Below are 17,953 nucleotides of genomic sequence, written 5' to 3' on the forward strand. Positions count from 1 at the left end.
CGCCCGTAACGCCCGCGCGGGGCGCACCGCCCGTAACGCCCGCGCGGGGCGCACCGCCCGTCGCGCCGCCTGCGGCGTCAGGCCGGCATCCGCAGCAGCTTCGCCGCGAGCAGCGCGATATGGCGGCGCCAGGCGGTGAGCACCTCGGCCCGCCGTTCCTCGTCCGCCTCCGCTGAGCCGGTCTGGGTGAGGATCAGCCGGGCTCCGTGGCCGGTGCCCTGGGTCAGCTCCCAGCGCACCCGGCCGACAGGACGGCCGTCCAGCTCCCAGTCGTAGGAGAGCACCCGGGGCGCCTCGACCTCGGCCACCGGCCCGGCCGGGACGGCGTCCACCCGGAATCCGAAGGGCACCGAACCGCCGACGACCGGTGCCTCGGCCCCGGCCCCGGCGGGGCCGGGCTTTCCGGCCAGCGCCTGCCACGCCGTCTCGGCGGGGCGGACGAGCTGGCGCTCGAAGCGCAGCCGCCAGCCGCCGCCCTCGACGGTCTCGACCGCCCCCTCGGCCAGCCCGAATGCCTCGATGTACTTCTCGTGCAGCTCGGCCATGTCGCCGGGAGCGGTCTCGGCGCCGTCCAGCAGCGCCGCGAGACCGGTGAGACAGGCGTGCCAGCCGGAGGCGAAGCTGGCCGCGCCGAACCGGTCGCCGAAGGTGTGGGTGAGGGTCAGCACACAGCCGTCGCCGTCGGGGCGGAGCTCCCAGCGGAGCTGGTCGTCGCCCCAGGTGAAGGCGAAGACCCGGGGCGGGTCCAGCTCGGTGACCACCCCTCCCATGTCCGGCCCCTCGCGGCCGGGGAAGACAAAGCCCATCTTTCCGCCGACCTTGAGATCCACCCGGACCTCGGAGGGGAACCAGCGGGCCAGCTGGGCGGGCTCGGTCAGCGCCCGCCAGACCTTCTCCAGGGGATGGGCGATCCGCCGCTCCAGCCGCAGGGCGGAGCGGCCGACGCCGTCCTGGCTGCTGAGTGTGTCCTTCATGGCTCTTCTCCCTCGGAGGCGTCTGTGGCGTCTGGTACGTCGGGGACCTGGCGGGCTTGGCGGGCGCCGGGGGCATCGGCGCCGTCGGGCAGGCTGTCGAGGTGCCGTTCGAGTGCGTCCAGACGGTCGGTCCACAGCCGCCGGTACGGCGCCAGCCAGGCGTCGATCTCGGCAAGCGGCTCGGGGCACAGCTCGTACCACCGGCGCTGGGCGTCCCGGCGGACCCGCACCAGACCGGCTTCGCGGAGCACCCGCAGATGCTTGGAGGTGCCCGGCTGGGTCAGCCCCAGCCGCTCGGTCAGCTCACCGACCAGACGGGGCCGCTCCAGCAGAAGGTCCAGGATCTGCCGTCGGCTCGGCTCCGCGAGCACGTCGAACGGTATGGCCATATCCCGAACATACCTCGATGGCTATATAACCGCAATGGAATACAGACGCCGCGCGTCAGACTTCCTCGGCCGCCGTACTGCGCCGGTTCCAGGCGCGCGGCGCCCGCCAGCCGAACCTCATCGCCAGCAGCCGGACGATGAACGCCATGGTGGCGGCGAGCGCGCTGGTGGCCCCCGTCAGCGCGCCGTAGTGGATGAGCAGCGCCGCGATGGACGCGCCCACGATGGCCGGGACGGCGTACAGATCGCGGTCCCAGCGCAGCAGCGAGGGCACCTCATGGGCCAGCACATCGCGCAGCACTCCGCCGCCGACCGCCGTGACCAGGCCGAGGGTGACGGACGAGGTGAGCCCCAGCCCGTGGTCATGCGCCTTCATGGTGCCCATCACACAGAACAGCCCGAGCCCGGCGGCGTCGAAAACGCCCACCGCCCCCGTGATCCGCTCGACCTCCGGATGGAGGAAGAAGACGATCAGGGTGGCGATGAGCGGGGTGAAGAAGTAGCCGAGGTCGGTGAAGGCGATGGGCGGCATCGCCCCGATCACCAGGTCCCGGAAGACCCCGCCGCCCAGTGCCGTGGCTTCCGCGAGCACCGCCATGCCGAAGACATCGAAGTTCTTCCGTACGCCCAGCAGGGCGCCGGATATCGCGAAGAAGAAGATTCCGACCAGCTCGAACACATGCTGGACGGAGGGGGTGAACCATTCGATGAGCACGCGACATTCTTACCTTCCGGTGCGACCGGCCGATGTGCCCGAGGCCACCACCCCCCGCCCCGTCTCAGCTGTCGGTCTTCTTCGTCACCTTCCGTGCCGTCTCGGCCGCGGTCTTCTGCCGGGGCACCTGGTCGGATGCGTCAGATGCGTCGGATGCGTTCTCGGGGTGGTGGCAGGCCACCTGGTGCCCGGTCTTCAGCGTCACCAGCGGCGGTTCCTGCTGCTTGCACACCTCGGTCACCTTCCAGCAGCGGGTGTGGAAGCGGCAGCCGGACGGCGGGGAGATCGGCGAGGGAACGTCGCCCTTGAGCAGGATCCGCTCCCGCTTGGCCCGCCGCTTGGGGTCGGGCACCGGCACCGCGGAGAGCAGCGCCTTGGTGTACGGGTGCATGGGGCTCTCGTAGAGCGCCTTGCGGTCCGCCAGCTCGACGATCTTCCCCAGGTACATCACCGCGATCCGGTCCGAGACATGCCGGATCACCGACAGGTCATGGGCGATGATCACGTAGGTGAGGCCCAGTTCGTCCTGGAGGTCGTCCAGCAGGTTGACCACCTGCGCCTGGATGGAGACGTCCAGCGCGGAGACCGGCTCGTCGGCCACCACCAGCTTGGGCTTGAGGGCCAGCGCGCGGGCGATGCCGATGCGCTGCCGCTGACCGCCGGAGAACTCGTGCGGATAGCGGTTGTAGTGCTCGGGGTTGAGCCCGACCAGCTCCAGCAGCCGCTGCACCTCCGCCTTGGTCCCGCCCTCCGGTGTGACGCCCTGGAGCCGGAAGGGGGCGCCGACGATCGCGCCCACCGTGTGCCGGGGATTCAGCGAGGAGTACGGGTCCTGGAAGATCATCTGGACGTCACGGCGCATCGGGCGCATCGCGGCGGTGCCCAGATGCGTGATGTCCTTGCCCTCGAACTCGATCTTCCCGGAGGTGGGTTCCAGCAGCCGGGTGACCAGCCGTCCCATGGTGGACTTGCCGCAGCCGGACTCGCCCACCACGCCCAGGGTCTCCCCCGGCCGTACGTCGAAGTCGAGTCCGTCGACCGCCTGCACCGCACCGGTCTGCCGTTGCAACAGCCCCTTCTTGATGGGGAAGTGCTTGACCAGCCCCGACACCTTGAGCAGGGGCTCGGGCGTCGCGGTCGCCTGCTCCGGGTCGGTCATCTTCGGATCCTTGTCGTCCGTCACAGCGTCGTCCGTCACAGCTTCGGCGCAATCTCTTCGGTCCAGATCCGCGTGCGGTCCTCCTGCGCCATGTGGCAGGCGCTGAAGTGCTCCTCGCTCCCGGCCACCTGCGCCAGCTCCGGCCGCTCGGTGCGGGTGATCCCGTCCCGGGGCACATCGGCGTACGGGCAGCGCGGGTGGAAGGCACAGCCGGAGGGCACGTTGATCAGGCTGGGCGGGGAGCCCTTGACCGGGATCAGCCGTTCGGTCTGGTCGCGGTCGATCCGGGGCATCGAGCCCAGCAGCCCCCAGGTGTACGGATGCTGGGGCTCGTAGAAGACCTTCTCGGCCGGACCGCGCTCGACACAGCGGCCGCCGTACATCACCAGCAGGTCGTCGGCGAGTTCGGCGACGACGCCCAGGTCATGGGTGATGATGATGACCGCCGAGCCGAACTCCTTCTGGAGGTCCCGGATCAGATCCAGGATCTGTGCCTGAACGGTCACGTCCAGGGCGGTGGTCGGCTCGTCCGCGATCAGCAGCTCGGGGTTGTTGACCAGCGACATCGCGATCATCGCGCGCTGGCGCATCCCGCCGGAGAACTCATGCGGATAGCTGTCCACCCGCTTGTCCGGCTGCGGGATACCCACCCGGTCCAGCAGTTCGATCGCGCGCTTGCGGGCCACGTCCTTGGTGACCTCGTGGTGGACCCGGTACGCCTCCACGATCTGTTTGCCGATCGTGTAGTAGGGGTGCAGCGCGGACAGCGGATCCTGGAAGATCATCGACATCTCACGGCCGCGCAGCTTGCGCACCTCGTCCGGGTCGGCGCCCAGCAGCTCCTGGCCGTTGAGCCAGATCTCGCCGGAGATCCGCGCCTTGCGGCGGCCGTACTGCCCGGCGGTGTGCAGCCCCATGATGCCGAGCGAGGTGACGGACTTGCCGGAACCGGACTCGCCCACGATGCCGAGCGTCCGGCCCTTCTCCAGCCGGAAGCTGAGCCCGTCCACGGACTTGACCAGACCGTCGTCGGTCGGGAAGTGGACCCGCAGATCGCGTACTTCGAGGAAGGCGGTGGGGGCGGGCGAACCGGCCGCCGCCACCTCTCCGACGGCGGTCCCGGGGGCCGCCGCCGCACCGGACTCCGGCGTCCCGGATTTGTTCAAGTCGGTCATCCGAGCCTCACTCGCGGGTCGATGACGGCGTACAGAAGGTCCACGACGAGGTTGGCGAGCACGATGCACAGCGCGGCGATCAGGGTCACCCCGAGGATCACCGGGAGGTCCTTGTCGCTGATCGCGTTCACCGCGAGCCGGCCGAGGCCGGGCAGGTTGTAGGTGGTCTCGGTGAGCACGGCGCCGCCGAGCAGCGCACCGAGGTCCAGGCCGAGCAGGGTGAGGATGGGCGTCCAGGTGGAACGCATGGCGTGCCGCCCGATGACCACCCGTTCCCGCAGGCCCTTGGCGCGTGCGGTACGGATGTAGTCCTCGCCCATGATCTCCAGCATGGTGGCCCGGGTGAGCCGGGCGTACATCGCGGCATAGAGGAAGGCGAGGGTGATCCAGGGCAGGATCAGGCTCTCGAACCACATGCCGGGGTCGTCGCCGAGCCCCTTGTAGTCCACGTCCACCCACTTCAGCTGGTAACTGAAGATCGCCAGCGAGAGCAGACCGGTGAAGTAGATCGGCAGCGAGACACCGGCCAGGGCGACGGTCATCGCCGAGCGGTCCCACAGGGTGCCCCGGCGCAGCGCGGAGACCACACCGGTGGCCACACCGCCGACGACCCACAGCAGACAGGCCCCCGCGGCGAGCGAGAGGGTGACCGGCATGGCGTCGGTCAGCTGCGGCCACACCGCCTGCTCGGTACGGAAGGAGTAGCCGAAGCAGGGGGCGGGGCAGTGGGTGACGTCCGAGCCGTTGGCGTAGTCGCGGCCGACGAACAGGCCCTCGACGAAGTGCCAGAACTGCAACAGCAGCGGATCGCCGAGTTCCAGCTTCTTCCTGATGCCCTCGATTGCTTCCGGGTCGGCCTGTTTGCCGACGAACAGCAGCGCCGGGTCGGATCCGGCCCACTTGGGGATCACGAAGAAGATGGCGAAGGTCGTCAGGGTGACGACCAGCAGCATCATGACGACGGCGAACAAGCGCCGGATGACATAAGCAAGCACGGTACGCGGCCCGGCGGCGGTCCGGGGGCCCCTGGTGGGGGGCTCCCGGACCGCCACGCGCGGCCATCACCTGCCCTTCGGGCCTATCGGGTGCGGCGACGGTGGGGTGGCGGGTGGTCGCTGGCGGACCGTCACTTGACCCCGAGGGAGACGTAGTCGTAACGGCCGTTGTACGCCGCCGACGTGTAGGCGTTGGTCAGCCGCGAGCTGCGCCAGGTGATGTTCTTCTCGTAAAGGAACGGCATCTGCACGGCCAGGTCGGTGACCTTGTGGTTCATCTGCTTGTAGATCTCGCCGGCCTTGGCCGGGTCGGTCTCCTTGAGCGCCTCGTCGAAGTACTTGTTGATCTCCGGGTCGTTCGTCTCGGAGACGTTGTAGTTACCCGTCTGCTCGATGAAGCGACCGTCGATCAGCGGCTGCGAGAAGCCCTGGCCGGTCGGGAAGTCCGGACCCCAACCGGTCATCGACAGACCGTAGTTGCGCTTCTTCATCACCGACGGGGAGCCGGTGATGCTGGCGGACGACGCGCCCTCGATCGGCTCGACCTCCAGCTTGATGCCGACCTTGTTCAGGGACTCCTGGAGCGCCTCGGCGGCCTCGACCTCACCCGGCTGGTCGTTGCGGGCGACGATGTTGGCCGAGAAGCCACCGGGCTTGCCGCACTGCTTCAGCTCGTCCTTGGCCTTGGCCGCGTCCGGCTTGCCGCCGCGCTTGAGGATGCCGTACGGGTCGTAGTCGTCCGCGCCCTTGATGCTCTTGGGGAGCATGTTGGGGGCGATATCGCCACCGGCCTGCGGGCCGCCGCGGGTGGTCTGGAGCTGCTTGTAGTCGGCGCCGTAGATGACCGCCTTGCGGCAGTGGATGTTGTCGAACGGCTTGACCTTGGTGGCCATGTCGACGTAGCGGACGAAGCTGGTCTCTATGTTGTCGACGTTGCCCTTGTGCTGCTTGAGCGCGGTGGTACGCCCGGACTGGGTCATACCGGTGGCGCTCAGGAAGACGTCGTAGTCGCCCTTGATCAGGCCCTTGTCGATCACTTCGAGGTTGGAGTTGAAGGTGACCGTGACCTTGTCCGGCAGCGCGGCGCGGATCGGGTCGGACTTCCGGTCCCACTTGGGGTTGCGGACCAGGGCGGCGCTCTTGCCCGGCGAGTACGAGGTGAACTTGTACGGGCCGGAGGAGAAGGGCCGGTTGGTGTACTTGGCCCCGGTGTCCTTGGACGCCTTCACCGGCGAGCCGGTGGGCATCGCGAGCATCTGCTCGAAGTCACCGTTGGGCTTGGCGAGGTTGAAGACGATGGTCTTGTCGTTCGGCGTCTCGATCGCCTTCAGACCCAGCTTGTCCTTGGACTTGTCCTTGTACGGACCGGGGTACTTGCCCTCGGGGTCCAGCGCCTGGCGCAGATAGCTGGGGCCGCCGGAGACGACGTCCTTGGCCCAGATGCGCTCGATGCCGTACTTGATGTCCTTGGAGGTGATGGCCGAGCCGTCCTCCCAGGTGATGCCGTCCCGCAGGGTGTAGGTGTACGTCTTGCCACCGTTGCTGATCTTGCCCGTTGAGGTGGCCAGGTCCGGCACCAGCTCATTGGACGCGTTGCCCGGCTTGGGCGCGTACGTAATCAGTTGGCGCGCGTAGAAGCGGGAGAAGTCCCAGGCGAAGCCGTAGTACTGGCGCTGCGGGTCGAGGGAGTCGAAGTCCTGCTTGTTGACGAACTTCAGGGTGCCGCCCTTCTTGGACGACTTGTTGGCAACGCCCTTCATCGCGGCGTTGAAACCGGCTCCCGAGCCACTTTCCTCATCGGATCCGCCGCCACAGGCCCCGGTGGCCAGGAGGGCGCAGACGACAGCCGCCGCGCCGACGACCCGCCTGCTTCTCGACGAACGTAGGGGTTTCATAGTTGCTGCAACCTCCGGGATAGCGGTCCTTGGCATGGCGCCGGGGAGTGATCGGATAGCCGCCTGACAGATGAGGCAGGGGGACATACATCGGGGTGCGCCCGGACCGGAGCCGGGTGTGTCACCGTCATCGGGTGCCCTTCGGGTCGAGGGCGTCGCGGACGCCGTCGCCGAAGAGGTTGAAGGCCAGCACCGTGATGAAGATCGCCGCACCGGGGATGATCATGAACATGGGATCGTCCTCGTAGGTGCCCACGGCCTTGGACAGCATCTGCCCCCAGGACGCGGTCGGCGGCTTGACGCCCGCCCCGAGGAAGCTGAGCGCGGCCTCGGTGAGGATGTTGGTGGGGATCATCAACGTCGTGTAGACGGTGATCGGCGCCACCAGGTTGGGAAGCAGTTCACGGAAGAGGATGTAGCGCCGGCCGGCGCCCAGGCTCCGTGCGGCCTCGATGTACTCCTTCTCGCGCAGCGAGAGCGTCTGGCCGCGCACGATCCGGCCGACGTACGGCCAGCCGAAGAAGCCGATCACCGAGACCAGGATGGTGATGCGCACCCCGCTGCCGGTCAGTCCCATCAGGTCGTTCGGCAGCACCGACACCAGGGAGATGATGAAGAGCAGCTGCGGGAAGGCCAGCAGCATGTCCATCACCCGGCTGATCACCGTGTCCACCCACCCACCGAAATATCCGGCGATGATGCCGAAAACGGTGCCAAGGACCACGGCGACGACCGCCGCGAGGAAGGCCACCAGCAGGGAGATCCGCGCGCCGTAGACCACCCGGCTGAACACATCGCGGCCGTTGGAGGGCTCCACGCCGAAGAGGTAGTCGGAGCTGATACCGCCCCAGCTGCCCTTGGGGGTGCCGAACAGCGGGTCGATCTCATCCTGGTGGAACTCGTTCGGCGGATGGCCGAGCAGACTCACGATCAGCGGCGCGAAGACGGCCACGAACACCAGCAGGATGACCACGGCTCCACCGGCCAGCGCCAGCTTGTCCCGCTTCAGGCGCATCCAGGCGATCTGCCGCAGCGATCTGCCCTCGACCGATGCCTTGACCACATCCGCCGCTACATCGGCAGTCGCGACCGGCTCCGCCTCCGCGCTCGTGCCGTGCAATGGTGCCGTCATCGTGGCTGAGACCCCTCTCGACCGGTGGTGACCGGCCCACGACTCGCCGCTGTGGCGGCTTTGTTCACAACCTGGAGAAAGTCAGGCTCGTGGTACGGGAACCTTTTCTGAAGGGGCCCTACGCGCCGAACCACGCCCCTTGGAGCGGGAGTCTTCATCGCGCTTGTGATCAGCCGCCAGACCCCACGGGCAATGGAAACCTAACCGTGATGTGGCGCACACAGTTCCGGTATACGGACAGTCGTGACGCAAGAGCGCAGCAGTAACGCCGAGCCCACTATGGGGCTTTCGCCGGATAGGGGCGATGTGCACATCCGGGCGTCAGAGGTTCCGCGAACGGCACACGAACGGCCCGTGAATGGCCCGCGGGCGGCACGACGGCAGCTGCTCCGGGGCGGAACCGCCCCGGAGCAGAAGAGTCAAACCTTGGTAAACGAACGGGTCATGAGGGGTTCGTGGGGGCGGGAGGCCCCTCAGTACGCGGGGCGCGGCGGCGGATAGCCGTAGCCGTAGGACGGCGCGGCGGGCGCGGCACCGTAGGCGTCCCGGTCGAAGAAGGGACGGGCGTTGGCCCGCATCCACAGCGCGACCGGATCGTAGACATCCGACAGCGCGACCGTGGAGACCGGCAGCCCGTCCGGCACCGCGCCGACCGACTGCTCCATCATCATCCGCACCGACTGCACCGCCGGGCCGCTGGTGTCGTACAGGTCCAGTCCGATCGCCAGATAGGGCGCGCCGAGCGCGGGCTGCACCCAGGCCCTGCGCAGCGACCGCACCACGGCGGTGCGATGCGCGTTCTGCCCCAACAGGGCGTAGAACTGGGGGATGTCGATGCCGGGCTCGGACACCCGCAGCGGTCCCGCGGGCAGGCGGTCCAGACCTCCGGCGATCCGGCGCAGATCGAGCCAGGGGATACCGACACCGCCGCCGGGCGCATGCGGATTCAGCCACAAGCCGTAGCGGTCGCGGTAGAGGGAGTCGGCGATCAGACGCCCCTCCACCACCTCATGAGCGCGGTTCCAGCCACTGGCGGCCAGCTCCTGCGCGGAGGTCACACACGGGGCGTAACTGAGGCCGGCCACGTCCATGTTGCCGTACTGGGCGTCGGACGCACCGGGCGAACCGTTCCACAGCAGCATCCAGACCTGACCCCCGGCGAGGGCGTGCAGCAGCGCCTCATAGGCGTCGTACCGGCCGGGAGCGACCTGTTGCAGCATCCGCTCGACCTGACCGGCGGCCGCCTCCCACTCCGCGCCCGCGCTCACCTGGGTCCGCCCCTCTCTCGGCTGTGCCCGTACCTCGGCTGTGCCCGTACCTCGGCGGGGCACGTGGGTGCGCCCCGCCTGGTCATCAAACCAGCTTACGGGCCACACCTGGGGGCCCTGGGGATGAGTCAGAGGTCACGGTCGTAGAACGGACGCACCCTCTCCAGCATCCAGTCCGCGACCGGGTCCTGAGCGACGTCCAGCAGAACGAGTTGCACGGTCCAGGGCAGCGGCACCGCGCCGAGCGCCCGCCCGAGCGCGTCCACCGCGAGCGCCTGGCCCTCCGGACCGGGTGTGTCGAGCTCGACGCCGACAAAGAGGGCGGGCGGGTCGCCCTCGACGCTGGCCAGCGCGCGCCGGGCGGTCCGTATCCCCTTGTCCTTGGCGAACTCGATCCCGGCGGCGGCGAGGAAGTCGACCGGTTCGTCCTGCCAGTCCGGTTCGAAGAGCCGCACCCGGCCGCCGGAGGCCGGGCCGTCCAGCTCGCTGCGGCCGGTACGGCACAACTGGGCCACGGCGGCGGGCGGCAGCGGTACGCCCACCGCGCCGCCGGGGTTCACCGCGATGCCCAGCCGGGGCGGCAGTCCGCGGGCGAACTCCACGGCCGGGGCGACGGTGAACGACATATGGCCGCCGACGATCTGGAGGAACTGCTGCTCGGAGCTGAACACCGGGACATACGCGGCGCCTTCGATCTCCATGGTCGGCAGATCGAGGCCGCGGCTGTCCGGGCCCCCGCCGCTGGGCAGCGGAACCCAGAGATGACTGCGGCCGAGCACTTCGACGATGCGGGGTCCGGCCCCGGGGACCTCGACCGAGGCGGCCAACACCTCTTCGAGCTCATTGCCGGGAAACCCGGGTACAGCGCTGTCGGGGAATCCTCCGTGAGCCGGTGGGAAACCGTGCTGCTCCGGGATGCTCATCTCGCTTCAACCGCCATCTCGTCCGACCTGCATCAGCACCCTAACTGCTCGGCGGCGCAAGGCGATGGGCCGCGTCCTCATCTCCACACCACTTCCCCACCTCGGCGCGGTGCGAAGCGCGCGGCGTGCGCTCGGGGCCCGGTCGAGAGCCGCTCACGCTCCGCTCGCGCCCGCTCGCCGGCCGGTCGGTTTCACTCGAAGGAGATGCCGTGCAGCGCGTTGACCGCCGTCCGGTCCAGCAGCACCGCCGAGGCACAGCCCACCGGCGGCCGCCCCGCCGCCACCCCGGCGACCAGCCGCCGCACCGCGCGCCGGTGCCGTCCGAAGGCGTAACCCGACACCCCGCGCCCGCGGGCGGCCTGGCCCTCCAGGGCCAGCTCGGGGTCCACGTCCAGCAGGACCATATGGAGCCGCCGGCCCCGGCGCCGGGTGTCCCAGGCCAGCCAGCGGCGGACCCAGGGCAGCGCGCCGCAGTCGTGCACCACCACGCTGGCGCCCGAGCGCAACGCGCGGTGCAGCCCGGCGTAGTGGGCGCCCCGGACCAGCGGCCGGTAGAGGGCATAGGGCAGCCAGCCCGGCAGCCGCCGCTCCCATGCCTCACGCATGTCCTGGGAGTCGATCCGGACCACCGCGCGGCCGTCGTGGTCCAGCGGGGCGACCGTGCGGTTGATCAGAGTGGTCTTGCCACTGCCCGGCAGCCCGGAGGCGACCAGCACATCGTGGGCCGGATAGCGCAGCTCGGGCACACCCGCGCCGCTCCGGGCGGCCGGCGGCGCACCCGCGGCCGGGTCACCGTACGTATCGGCGCCGCTGCGCAGATCATGCACCACGGCCCTGCGGCCCGGCCGGACCGGCCCGATGGACGGGGCGCGTCCGCGCCGCAGCGGCAGGGGCCCACGTGACGTCGCAAACGTTCCCTGCCCATGCACCGTGATCGTCCTCCCAGGTCGGTCACTGCGGCTCGTACCCGAAGAGTGTCAAGAAAAGGTAATGTCCTCAAGGCACCCACCTCAGGACTGGGGGGTTCCCTTCTCGCCGGTACGTGCGATGATGGCCGCGCAACTCCATACCGGCCGCTTGAATCCGCGCGGGAGAGTCCTTGGTCACACCGGCAGTCGCCGGTCGGCCGGGCGCCGAAGGAGCAAGTCCTCCCTTGAATCTCTCAGGCCCCTATACCGCGCGGGCGAGGCAGATCTGAAAAGCGAGCCGCTGTGCGTGGCTCCACCCAAGGTGCAAGCCGGACCCCGTGCGGGCGTCACGGCGAACCTCTCAGGTTCCGATGACAGATGGGGAGGACGTTCTGCGTCCTCGATGCCTTGCCGCGACCTTGATCTTGGAGCCTGAATCATGACCGACGCCCCGACCGCGCCACGCCGCACCGCGCTGGACGCGCTGCACCGTGCGCTCGGCGCCACCATGACCGACTTCGCCGGCTGGGACATGCCGCTGCGCTACGGGAGCGAGCGCGACGAGCACAACGCCGTACGCACCCGCGCCGGGCTCTTCGACCTCTCCCACATGGGTGAGATCACTCTCACCGGGCCGCAGGCCGGGCAGGCGCTGGACCACGCCCTGGTGGGCCATCTGTCGGCACTCGCCGTGGGCCGCGCCCGCTACACCATGATCTGCGAATCCGAGGGCGGCATCCTCGACGACCTGATCGTCTACCGCCTCGCCGACGAAGAGTTCATGGTGGTGGCCAACGCCTCGAACGCCCAGGTGGTGCTGGACGCCCTGACCGAGCGGGCCTCCGGCTTCGAGGCGACCGTCCGGGACGACCGGGAGGCGTACGCGCTGATCGCGGTCCAGGGTCCGGAGTCCCCGGGGATCCTCAAGAGCCTGACCGACGCCGACCTGGACAACCTCAAGTACTACGCCGGGCTGCCGGGCACCGTCGCGGGCGTCTCCGCGCTGATCGCCCGCACCGGCTACACCGGCGAGGACGGCTTCGAGCTGTTCGTCGCGCCGGAGGACGCCGAGCGGCTGTGGCAGGCGCTGACCGAGGCGGGCGCCCCGGTCGGCCTGGTGCCCTGCGGGCTCTCCTGCCGGGACACCCTGCGGCTGGAGGCGGGGATGCCGCTGTACGGACATGAGCTGACCACCTCCACGACCCCGTTCGACGCCGGTCTCGGCCGGGTGGTGAAGTTCGAGAAGGCCGGTGACTTCGTGGGGCGCGAGGCCCTTCAGGCCGCGGCGCGCCAGGCGGAGAGCGAGCCGCCGCGCACCCTGGTCGGCCTGATCGCTTCGGGCCGCCGGGTGCCGCGCGCCGGATTCCCCGTGGTGGGCCCGGACGGCACGGTGATCGGCGAGGTCACCTCGGGTGCCCCCTCCCCCACGCTCGGCAAGCCGATCGCCATCGCGTACGTCGACGCGGAGCACGCCGCACCCGGCACCGAGGGCGTGGGCGTGGAGATCCGCGGTACCCGGGAGCCGTACGAGGTCGTCGCCCTCCCCTTCTACCGGCGCGAGCGCTGACCGCGCGGGCGCCGCGTCGCCCGGTCCCCGGGGCTTTCGGGCCCTCTGCCGCGCCCACCCGTCCCATCAGCCAAGACCCGTTCCTCAGCATTCCCTCGTATCCAGGAGAATCGGACCATGAGCAACCCCCAGCAGCTGCGCTACAGCAAGGAGCACGAGTGGCTGTCGACCGCCGACGACGGTGTGTCGACGATCGGTATCACCGAGTTCGCGGCCAATCAGCTCGGCGATGTCGTCTATGTCCAGCTTCCGGAGGTGGGCTCCACGGTCGCCGCCGGTGAGAGCTGTGGTGAGCTGGAGTCCACGAAGTCGGTGAGCGACCTGTACGCGCCGGTCACCGGAGAGGTCACCGAGATCAACGAGGATGTGGTGAACGACCCGGCGCTGGTGAACTCCGCCCCCTTCGAGGGCGGCTGGCTGTTCAAGGTGAGGGTGACGGACGAGCCGGACGACCTGCTCTCCGCCGATGACTACACCTCCTTCTGCGAAAACTGACCCTCCTCTCGATCGGGACCCCGATGTCGCTTCTCAACAGCTCCCTTCATGAGCTCGACCCGGATGTCGCCGCCGCCGTCGACGCCGAGCTCCACCGCCAGCAGTCCACCCTGGAGATGATCGCCTCGGAGAACTTCGCTCCGGTCGCGGTCATGGAGGCCCAGGGCTCGGTCCTGACCAACAAGTACGCCGAGGGCTACCCCGGCCGCCGCTACTACGGCGGCTGTGAGCACGTCGATGTCGTCGAGCAGATCGCCATCGACCGGGTGAAGGCGCTCTTCGGCGCCGAGGCGGCCAATGTGCAGCCGCACTCGGGCGCCCAGGCCAACGCGGCCGCCATGTTCGCGCTGCTCTCCCCCGGCGACACCATCCTGGGGCTGAACCTGGCGCACGGCGGCCACCTGACCCACGGGATGAAGATCAACTTCTCCGGCAAGCTCTACAACGTGGTGCCCTACCACGTGGACCCGCAGACCGGCCTGGTCGACATGGACGAGGTCGAGCGGCTGGCCAAGGAGCACCGCCCCAAGCTGGTGATCGCGGGCTGGTCGGCCTACCCGCGCCAGCTGGACTTCCCCGCCTTCCGGCGGATCGCCGACGAGGTCGGCGCCTACCTGATGGTGGACATGGCCCACTTCGCGGGCCTGGTGGCGGCCGGGCTGCACCCCTCGCCCGTGCCGCACGCCCATGTGGTCACCACCACGACCCACAAGACCCTCGGCGGCCCCCGCGGCGGAGTGATCCTCTCGACGCAGGAGCTGGCAAAGAAGATCAACTCGGCGGTCTTCCCCGGTCAGCAGGGCGGCCCGCTGGAGCATGTCATCGCCGCCAAGGCGGTGTCCTTCAAGGTCGCGGCGGGCACGGCCTTCAAGGAGCGCCAGGAGCGCACCCTCGAGGGCTCCCGTATCCTCGCCGAGCGGCTCACCCAGCCCGACGTCACCGAGGTGGGTGTCTCCGTGCTGTCCGGCGGCACCGATGTCCACCTGGTTCTGGTCGACCTGCGCGACTCCGAGCTGGACGGTCAGCAGGCCGAGGACCGGCTGCACGAGGTCGGCATCACGGTCAACCGCAACGCCGTCCCCAACGACCCGCGGCCCCCGATGGTCACCTCGGGTCTGCGGATCGGCACCCCGGCGCTGGCCACCCGCGGCTTCACCGCCGATGACTTCCGTGAGGTCGCCGACGTGATCGCCGAGACCCTCAAGCCGTCGTACGACGCCGAGGCGCTCAAGGCCCGGGTCACGGCGCTGGCCGACAAGCACCCGCTCTACCCGGGACTGGGCAAGTAACAGGACCGGCCGTGGGGGGCGCCGGACCCGGCGCCCCCCGCATCGCACCACCGCACGCCCCCGTGCAGACAAAGGAGTTCAACGGTGGCCATCTCCGTCTTCGATCTGTTCTCGATCGGCATCGGCCCCTCCAGCTCGCATACGGTCGGCCCGATGCGAGCGGCGCGGATGTTCGTCCGCCGTCTGAAGAACGAGGGCCTGCTCGCCCACACCACCTCGGTACGCGCCGAGCTCTTCGGCTCCCTGGGCGCCACCGGCCACGGCCACGGCACCCCGAAGGCGGTGCTGCTCGGCCTCGAGGGCCACTCCCCGCGCACCGTCGACGTGGAGACCGCCGACGACGAGGTGGAGCGCATCCGCACCACCAAGCGGCTGCGGCTGCTGGCCGCCGAGATCGGCCCCGGCCACGAGATCGACTTCGATGAGTCCTCGCAGCTGGTGCTGCACCGCCGCCGCTCGCTGCCGTACCACGCCAACGGCATGACCCTCCAGGCGTACGACGCCGAGGGCGTCCCGCTGCTGGAGAAGACCTACTACTCGGTCGGCGGCGGCTTCGTGGTCGACGAGGACGCGGTCGGCGAGGACCGCATCAAGCTCGACGACACCGTGCTGACCCACCCCTTCCGCACCGGCGACGAACTGCTGCGGCTCTCCCGTGAGACGGGCCTGTCCATCTCCGCGCTGATGATGGAGAACGAGAAGGCCTGGCGCACCGAGGACGAGATCCGCGCCGGCCTGCTGGAGATCTGGAAGGTCATGCAGTCCTGTGTCGCCCGCGGACTGTCCCGCGAGGGCATCCTTCCCGGCGGCCTCAAGGTCCGCCGCCGCGCCGCCAACGCCGCCCGCGCGCTGCGCGCCGAGGGCGACAAGACCACCCACGCCATGGAGTGGGTCACCCTCTACGCGATGGCGGTCAACGAGGAGAACGCGGCCGGCGGCCGTGTGGTCACCGCCCCCACCAATGGCGCGGCGGGCATCATCCCGGCCGTCCTCCACTACTACACCCACTTCGTCCCCGGCGCCGACGAGGAGGGCGTCATCCGCTTCCTCCTCGCCGCGGGCGCGATCGGCATGCTCTTCAAGGAGAACGCCTCCATCTCGGGCGCCGAGGTCGGCTGCCAGGGCGAGGTCGGATCCGCCTGCTCGATGGCCGCCGGCGGCCTGGCCGAGGTCCTCGGCGGCTCCACCGAACAGGTCGAGAACGCCGCCGAGATCGGCATGGAACACAACCTCGGCCTCACCTGCGACCCCGTCGGCGGCCTCGTGCAGATCCCCTGCATCGAGCGCAACGGCATGGCCTCCGTCAAGGCCGTCACCGCCGCCCGCATGGCCCTCCGCGGCGACGGCCGCCACCATGTCTCCCTCGACAAGGTCATCAAGACCATGAAGGAGACCGGCGCCGATATGAAGGTCAAGTACAAGGAGACGGCGCGGGGCGGGCTGGCGGTGAACGTCATCGAGTGCTGAGGGAACAGCGGCGTCCGCGTGGCGAACGCACTGCCCTGCGCGACGAGCAGGAGCTGTCCTTCGTCGTCCCGCGGGGCGAGTACGCACCCGTGGCCCGCACGGTGAAGCTGTCCGACGGCAAGACCATCGACGTCTACCCGCTGCCTACGCTCACCGCGGGCCAGATCGGGCGAAGACTGCTGATGGCGCGAGCGACGGAGGTGGAGCGGAGCGCGATTTCCTCAGGCGTTCGAACGCACAGGGCCAGGCGGGCACCGTATCTCAGGCGACTGGGAACTCTCCCTCACGCACGGCAGCCGTGAATGAATTCCATGCGGGCGAGGAGAAGAGCAGAGCTGGGCCCTCCGGATGCTTGCTGTCCCGGACCGGGACGACACCGACTGCACTGGCTATGCCGGGCGCGAATTCCACGCACTGGCCTTCATTACCGTTGCTGTAGCTGGACTTGACCCATTCAGCACGGGATAGGTCGAACTCAGCGCTCATCGCCCAAACCCCTCACCTGGGAACTCTCCACCGCGCAGGGCAGTCGTGAACGAGCCCCACGCCTCCACTGAGAAGACGAGGGAAGCGCCTGCCGGGTACTTGCTGTCCCGGACCGGGACGGCACCAGCGGCCCTGGCTATGTCGGGGGCGAACTCCACGCATTCTCCTTCATGGCCGTTGCTGTAGCTGGACTTGACCCATTTGACATCGGAAAGGTCGAGGCCGGTCCTCATCGGGTGCACTCCTCCATCACTCTGCGGATCATGGCCAACGAATTATCCGGGTGGAGAGCCGCTGCCCGTAACCTGTCGTACGTAGCCGCCGCGTATTCCACTTCCGCCAGGGAGTCGACCACCCGGCCCCCCATCGCCGTGTCTTCGTACACTACGCCGGGTCCCTCACTAAACGTCAGGAGAGTGAAGCTCTCTCCGGCAGGTAGTGCTCCCACTCCGAACGGTAAGACCTGAACAGCCACGTTTGGGGAGTCCGCTTGGGCCAGAATATGCGCAAGCTGTGCATACATGACCTCAGGCCCGCCTACGTTGATCCGTAAGCAAGCCTCGTTCAGGACGCACCACAGAAGCGGAGGGGTCTCCTTCTCCATCACCTCACGCCGCCGGAGCCGTCGTTCCACCTTGGCGTCGATCTTTTCCGCTCCGTCCCGTGGATGAGTAGCCCGAAAGACAGCGCGAGCATAATCAGCCGTCTGCAAAAGGCCCGGTAACGCGAGCCACCGAATAGTTCGAGACACCCGTAGCCTGCCGCTCCAACTGCACATACGGCACGAACCAGTCCGGGTAGCCGTGCTGGCTGGCCCTCTGCCGGAGGCGGGCGAACGTACCCGGCGTACCGAAGACCTGATCGCAGGCGTCGGCGAACTCGCGACTCGCCAGCCGCTCCCCCGCCTCCACCTTGGCCACGTACTGCTGCCCGTAGTTGGCCTTCAGGCCCAGCTCCCGCTGGCTCAGCTCCGCCCGTAACCGCCAGGTCCGCACCTCCGCTCCGAGGAACGCCGCCCCAGTGGAGGGTTCCTGGCCTCCGTTCGCCCCACTCATTCGCTGTTCTCCCCTCACCCCAAGCCTCCTGGTGTGCCCAACCCCCTGTTGCGCACCGCCC

General features: G+C 69.2%; 19 protein-coding genes and 2 riboswitches. Of the genes, 4 read left to right on the forward strand and 15 right to left on the reverse strand.

Going from position 1 to position 17,953, the window contains the following annotated elements:
• Positions 1–77: 77 nt before the first annotated feature.
• From AC4BEG_RS09755 to AC4BEG_RS09805, 11 genes are all read right to left on the reverse strand, one after another.
• A complete protein-coding gene (locus tag AC4BEG_RS09755) occupies positions 78–974 on the reverse strand; it encodes an SRPBCC family protein (RefSeq protein ID WP_490705492.1) in 897 nt (298 codons plus the stop codon).
• Entirely contained in the window at positions 971–1,363 is a 393-nt protein-coding gene (locus AC4BEG_RS09760; protein ID WP_490705493.1) for an ArsR/SmtB family transcription factor, read from the reverse strand. Before AC4BEG_RS09760 ends, AC4BEG_RS09755 begins: the two co-directional genes overlap by 4 nt.
• A 55-nt stretch (positions 1,364–1,418) precedes the next feature.
• A complete protein-coding gene (locus tag AC4BEG_RS09765; RefSeq protein ID WP_490705494.1) occupies positions 1,419–2,078 on the reverse strand; it encodes a trimeric intracellular cation channel family protein in 660 nt (219 codons plus the stop codon).
• Positions 2,079–2,142: 64 nt separating this feature from the next.
• Complete coding sequence (locus tag AC4BEG_RS09770; RefSeq protein ID WP_490707038.1) at positions 2,143–3,237, reverse strand: ABC transporter ATP-binding protein; 1,095 nt, start codon at positions 3,235–3,237, stop codon at positions 2,143–2,145.
• Between the two features lie 35 nt (positions 3,238–3,272).
• Positions 3,273–4,412 (reverse strand): ABC transporter ATP-binding protein, encoded by a 1,140-nt coding sequence (locus AC4BEG_RS09775; protein WP_490705495.1) that lies wholly within the window; start codon positions 4,410–4,412, stop codon positions 3,273–3,275.
• Positions 4,409–5,383: an ABC transporter permease gene (locus AC4BEG_RS09780; protein WP_490705496.1), complete on the reverse strand. Its 975-nt coding sequence runs from the start codon at positions 5,381–5,383 to the stop codon at positions 4,409–4,411. The genes AC4BEG_RS09775 and AC4BEG_RS09780 overlap by 4 nt, the downstream gene beginning before the upstream one ends.
• 155 nt (positions 5,384–5,538) lie before the next feature.
• Positions 5,539–7,302: an ABC transporter substrate-binding protein gene (locus tag AC4BEG_RS09785; protein ID WP_490705497.1), complete on the reverse strand. Its 1,764-nt coding sequence runs from the start codon at positions 7,300–7,302 to the stop codon at positions 5,539–5,541.
• 127 nt (positions 7,303–7,429) lie between these two features.
• On the reverse strand, positions 7,430–8,434 hold the full coding sequence (locus AC4BEG_RS09790) for an ABC transporter permease (protein ID WP_490705498.1): 1,005 nt from the start codon (positions 8,432–8,434) through the stop codon (positions 7,430–7,432).
• A gap of 473 nt (positions 8,435–8,907) precedes the next feature.
• Positions 8,908–9,702 carry an enhanced serine sensitivity protein SseB C-terminal domain-containing protein gene (locus tag AC4BEG_RS09795; protein ID WP_490705499.1) on the reverse strand — a complete coding sequence of 265 codons (795 nt, stop codon included), beginning with the start codon at positions 9,700–9,702 and terminating at the stop codon, positions 8,908–8,910.
• Positions 9,703–9,830: 128 nt separating this feature from the next.
• Complete coding sequence (locus AC4BEG_RS09800; RefSeq protein WP_490705500.1) at positions 9,831–10,625, reverse strand: enhanced serine sensitivity protein SseB; 795 nt, start codon at positions 10,623–10,625, stop codon at positions 9,831–9,833.
• Between the two features lie 191 nt (positions 10,626–10,816).
• Positions 10,817–11,554: an AAA family ATPase gene (locus tag AC4BEG_RS09805; RefSeq protein ID WP_490705501.1), complete on the reverse strand. Its 738-nt coding sequence runs from the start codon at positions 11,552–11,554 to the stop codon at positions 10,817–10,819.
• A gap of 149 nt (positions 11,555–11,703) precedes the next feature.
• A riboswitch (glycine riboswitch) is annotated at positions 11,704–11,813 on the forward strand.
• A riboswitch (glycine riboswitch) is annotated at positions 11,814–11,921 on the forward strand.
• Between the two features lie 51 nt (positions 11,922–11,972).
• On the opposite strand from AC4BEG_RS09805, the gene gcvT reads away from it, so the two are divergent.
• From gcvT to AC4BEG_RS09825, 4 genes are all read left to right on the forward strand, one after another.
• The gene (gene gcvT / locus AC4BEG_RS09810) at positions 11,973–13,100 is read left to right on the forward strand and encodes a glycine cleavage system aminomethyltransferase GcvT (RefSeq protein ID WP_490705502.1); all 1,128 of its coding nucleotides are present in this window, start codon (positions 11,973–11,975) and stop codon (positions 13,098–13,100) included.
• Positions 13,101–13,217: 117 nt separating this feature from the next.
• Positions 13,218–13,595, forward strand: a complete 378-nt coding sequence (gcvH, locus tag AC4BEG_RS09815; protein WP_490705503.1) for a glycine cleavage system protein GcvH — start codon at positions 13,218–13,220, stop codon at positions 13,593–13,595.
• 23 nt (positions 13,596–13,618) lie between these two features.
• The gene (gene glyA, locus AC4BEG_RS09820; protein WP_490705504.1) at positions 13,619–14,884 is read left to right on the forward strand and encodes a serine hydroxymethyltransferase; all 1,266 of its coding nucleotides are present in this window, start codon (positions 13,619–13,621) and stop codon (positions 14,882–14,884) included.
• A gap of 84 nt (positions 14,885–14,968) precedes the next feature.
• A complete protein-coding gene (locus tag AC4BEG_RS09825; protein WP_490705505.1) occupies positions 14,969–16,351 on the forward strand; it encodes an L-serine ammonia-lyase in 1,383 nt (460 codons plus the stop codon).
• A gap of 261 nt (positions 16,352–16,612) precedes the next feature.
• On the opposite strand, the gene AC4BEG_RS09830 is transcribed toward AC4BEG_RS09825, so the two are convergent.
• The 4 genes from AC4BEG_RS09830 to AC4BEG_RS09845 are packed head-to-tail and all read right to left on the reverse strand — an operon-like array spanning position 16,613 to position 17,892.
• Positions 16,613–16,837 (reverse strand): DUF397 domain-containing protein, encoded by a 225-nt coding sequence (locus AC4BEG_RS09830; RefSeq protein ID WP_490705506.1) that lies wholly within the window; start codon positions 16,835–16,837, stop codon positions 16,613–16,615.
• On the reverse strand, positions 16,834–17,070 hold the full coding sequence (locus tag AC4BEG_RS09835; protein WP_490705507.1) for a DUF397 domain-containing protein: 237 nt from the start codon (positions 17,068–17,070) through the stop codon (positions 16,834–16,836). Before AC4BEG_RS09835 ends, AC4BEG_RS09830 begins: the two co-directional genes overlap by 4 nt.
• Positions 17,067–17,615, reverse strand: a complete 549-nt coding sequence (locus AC4BEG_RS09840) for a DUF5753 domain-containing protein (RefSeq protein ID WP_490705508.1) — start codon at positions 17,613–17,615, stop codon at positions 17,067–17,069. Before AC4BEG_RS09840 ends, AC4BEG_RS09835 begins: the two co-directional genes overlap by 4 nt.
• The gene (locus AC4BEG_RS09845; protein WP_490705509.1) at positions 17,536–17,892 is read right to left on the reverse strand and encodes a helix-turn-helix domain-containing protein; all 357 of its coding nucleotides are present in this window, start codon (positions 17,890–17,892) and stop codon (positions 17,536–17,538) included. Before AC4BEG_RS09845 ends, AC4BEG_RS09840 begins: the two co-directional genes overlap by 80 nt.
• Positions 17,893–17,953 lie beyond the last annotated feature (61 nt).

It is taken from the genome of Streptomyces sp. JLBJ103, from assembly GCF_058215575.1.

Coding starts and splice junctions, on each gene's coding strand:
- AC4BEG_RS09830 (WP_490705506.1), bottom strand. CDS start 16,837: ATGAGCGCTGAGTTCGACCTATCCCGTGCTGAATGGGTCAAGTCCAGC.
- AC4BEG_RS09840 (WP_490705508.1), bottom strand. CDS start 17,615: ATGTGCAGTTGGAGCGGCAGGCTACGGGTGTCTCGAACTATTCGGTGG.
- AC4BEG_RS09835 (WP_490705507.1), bottom strand. CDS start 17,070: ATGAGGACCGGCCTCGACCTTTCCGATGTCAAATGGGTCAAGTCCAGC.
- AC4BEG_RS09790 (WP_490705498.1), bottom strand. CDS start 8,434: ATGACGGCACCATTGCACGGCACGAGCGCGGAGGCGGAGCCGGTCGCG.
- AC4BEG_RS09755 (WP_490705492.1), bottom strand. CDS start 974: ATGAAGGACACACTCAGCAGCCAGGACGGCGTCGGCCGCTCCGCCCTG.
- gcvH (WP_490705503.1), top strand. CDS start 13,218: ATGAGCAACCCCCAGCAGCTGCGCTACAGCAAGGAGCACGAGTGGCTG.
- AC4BEG_RS09845 (WP_490705509.1), bottom strand. CDS start 17,892: ATGAGTGGGGCGAACGGAGGCCAGGAACCCTCCACTGGGGCGGCGTTC.
- AC4BEG_RS09770 (WP_490707038.1), bottom strand. CDS start 3,237: ATGACCGACCCGGAGCAGGCGACCGCGACGCCCGAGCCCCTGCTCAAG.
- AC4BEG_RS09760 (WP_490705493.1), bottom strand. CDS start 1,363: ATGGCCATACCGTTCGACGTGCTCGCGGAGCCGAGCCGACGGCAGATC.
- AC4BEG_RS09800 (WP_490705500.1), bottom strand. CDS start 10,625: ATGAGCATCCCGGAGCAGCACGGTTTCCCACCGGCTCACGGAGGATTC.
- glyA (WP_490705504.1), top strand. CDS start 13,619: ATGTCGCTTCTCAACAGCTCCCTTCATGAGCTCGACCCGGATGTCGCC.
- AC4BEG_RS09775 (WP_490705495.1), bottom strand. CDS start 4,412: ATGACCGACTTGAACAAATCCGGGACGCCGGAGTCCGGTGCGGCGGCG.
- AC4BEG_RS09785 (WP_490705497.1), bottom strand. CDS start 7,302: ATGAAACCCCTACGTTCGTCGAGAAGCAGGCGGGTCGTCGGCGCGGCG.
- gcvT (WP_490705502.1), top strand. CDS start 11,973: ATGACCGACGCCCCGACCGCGCCACGCCGCACCGCGCTGGACGCGCTG.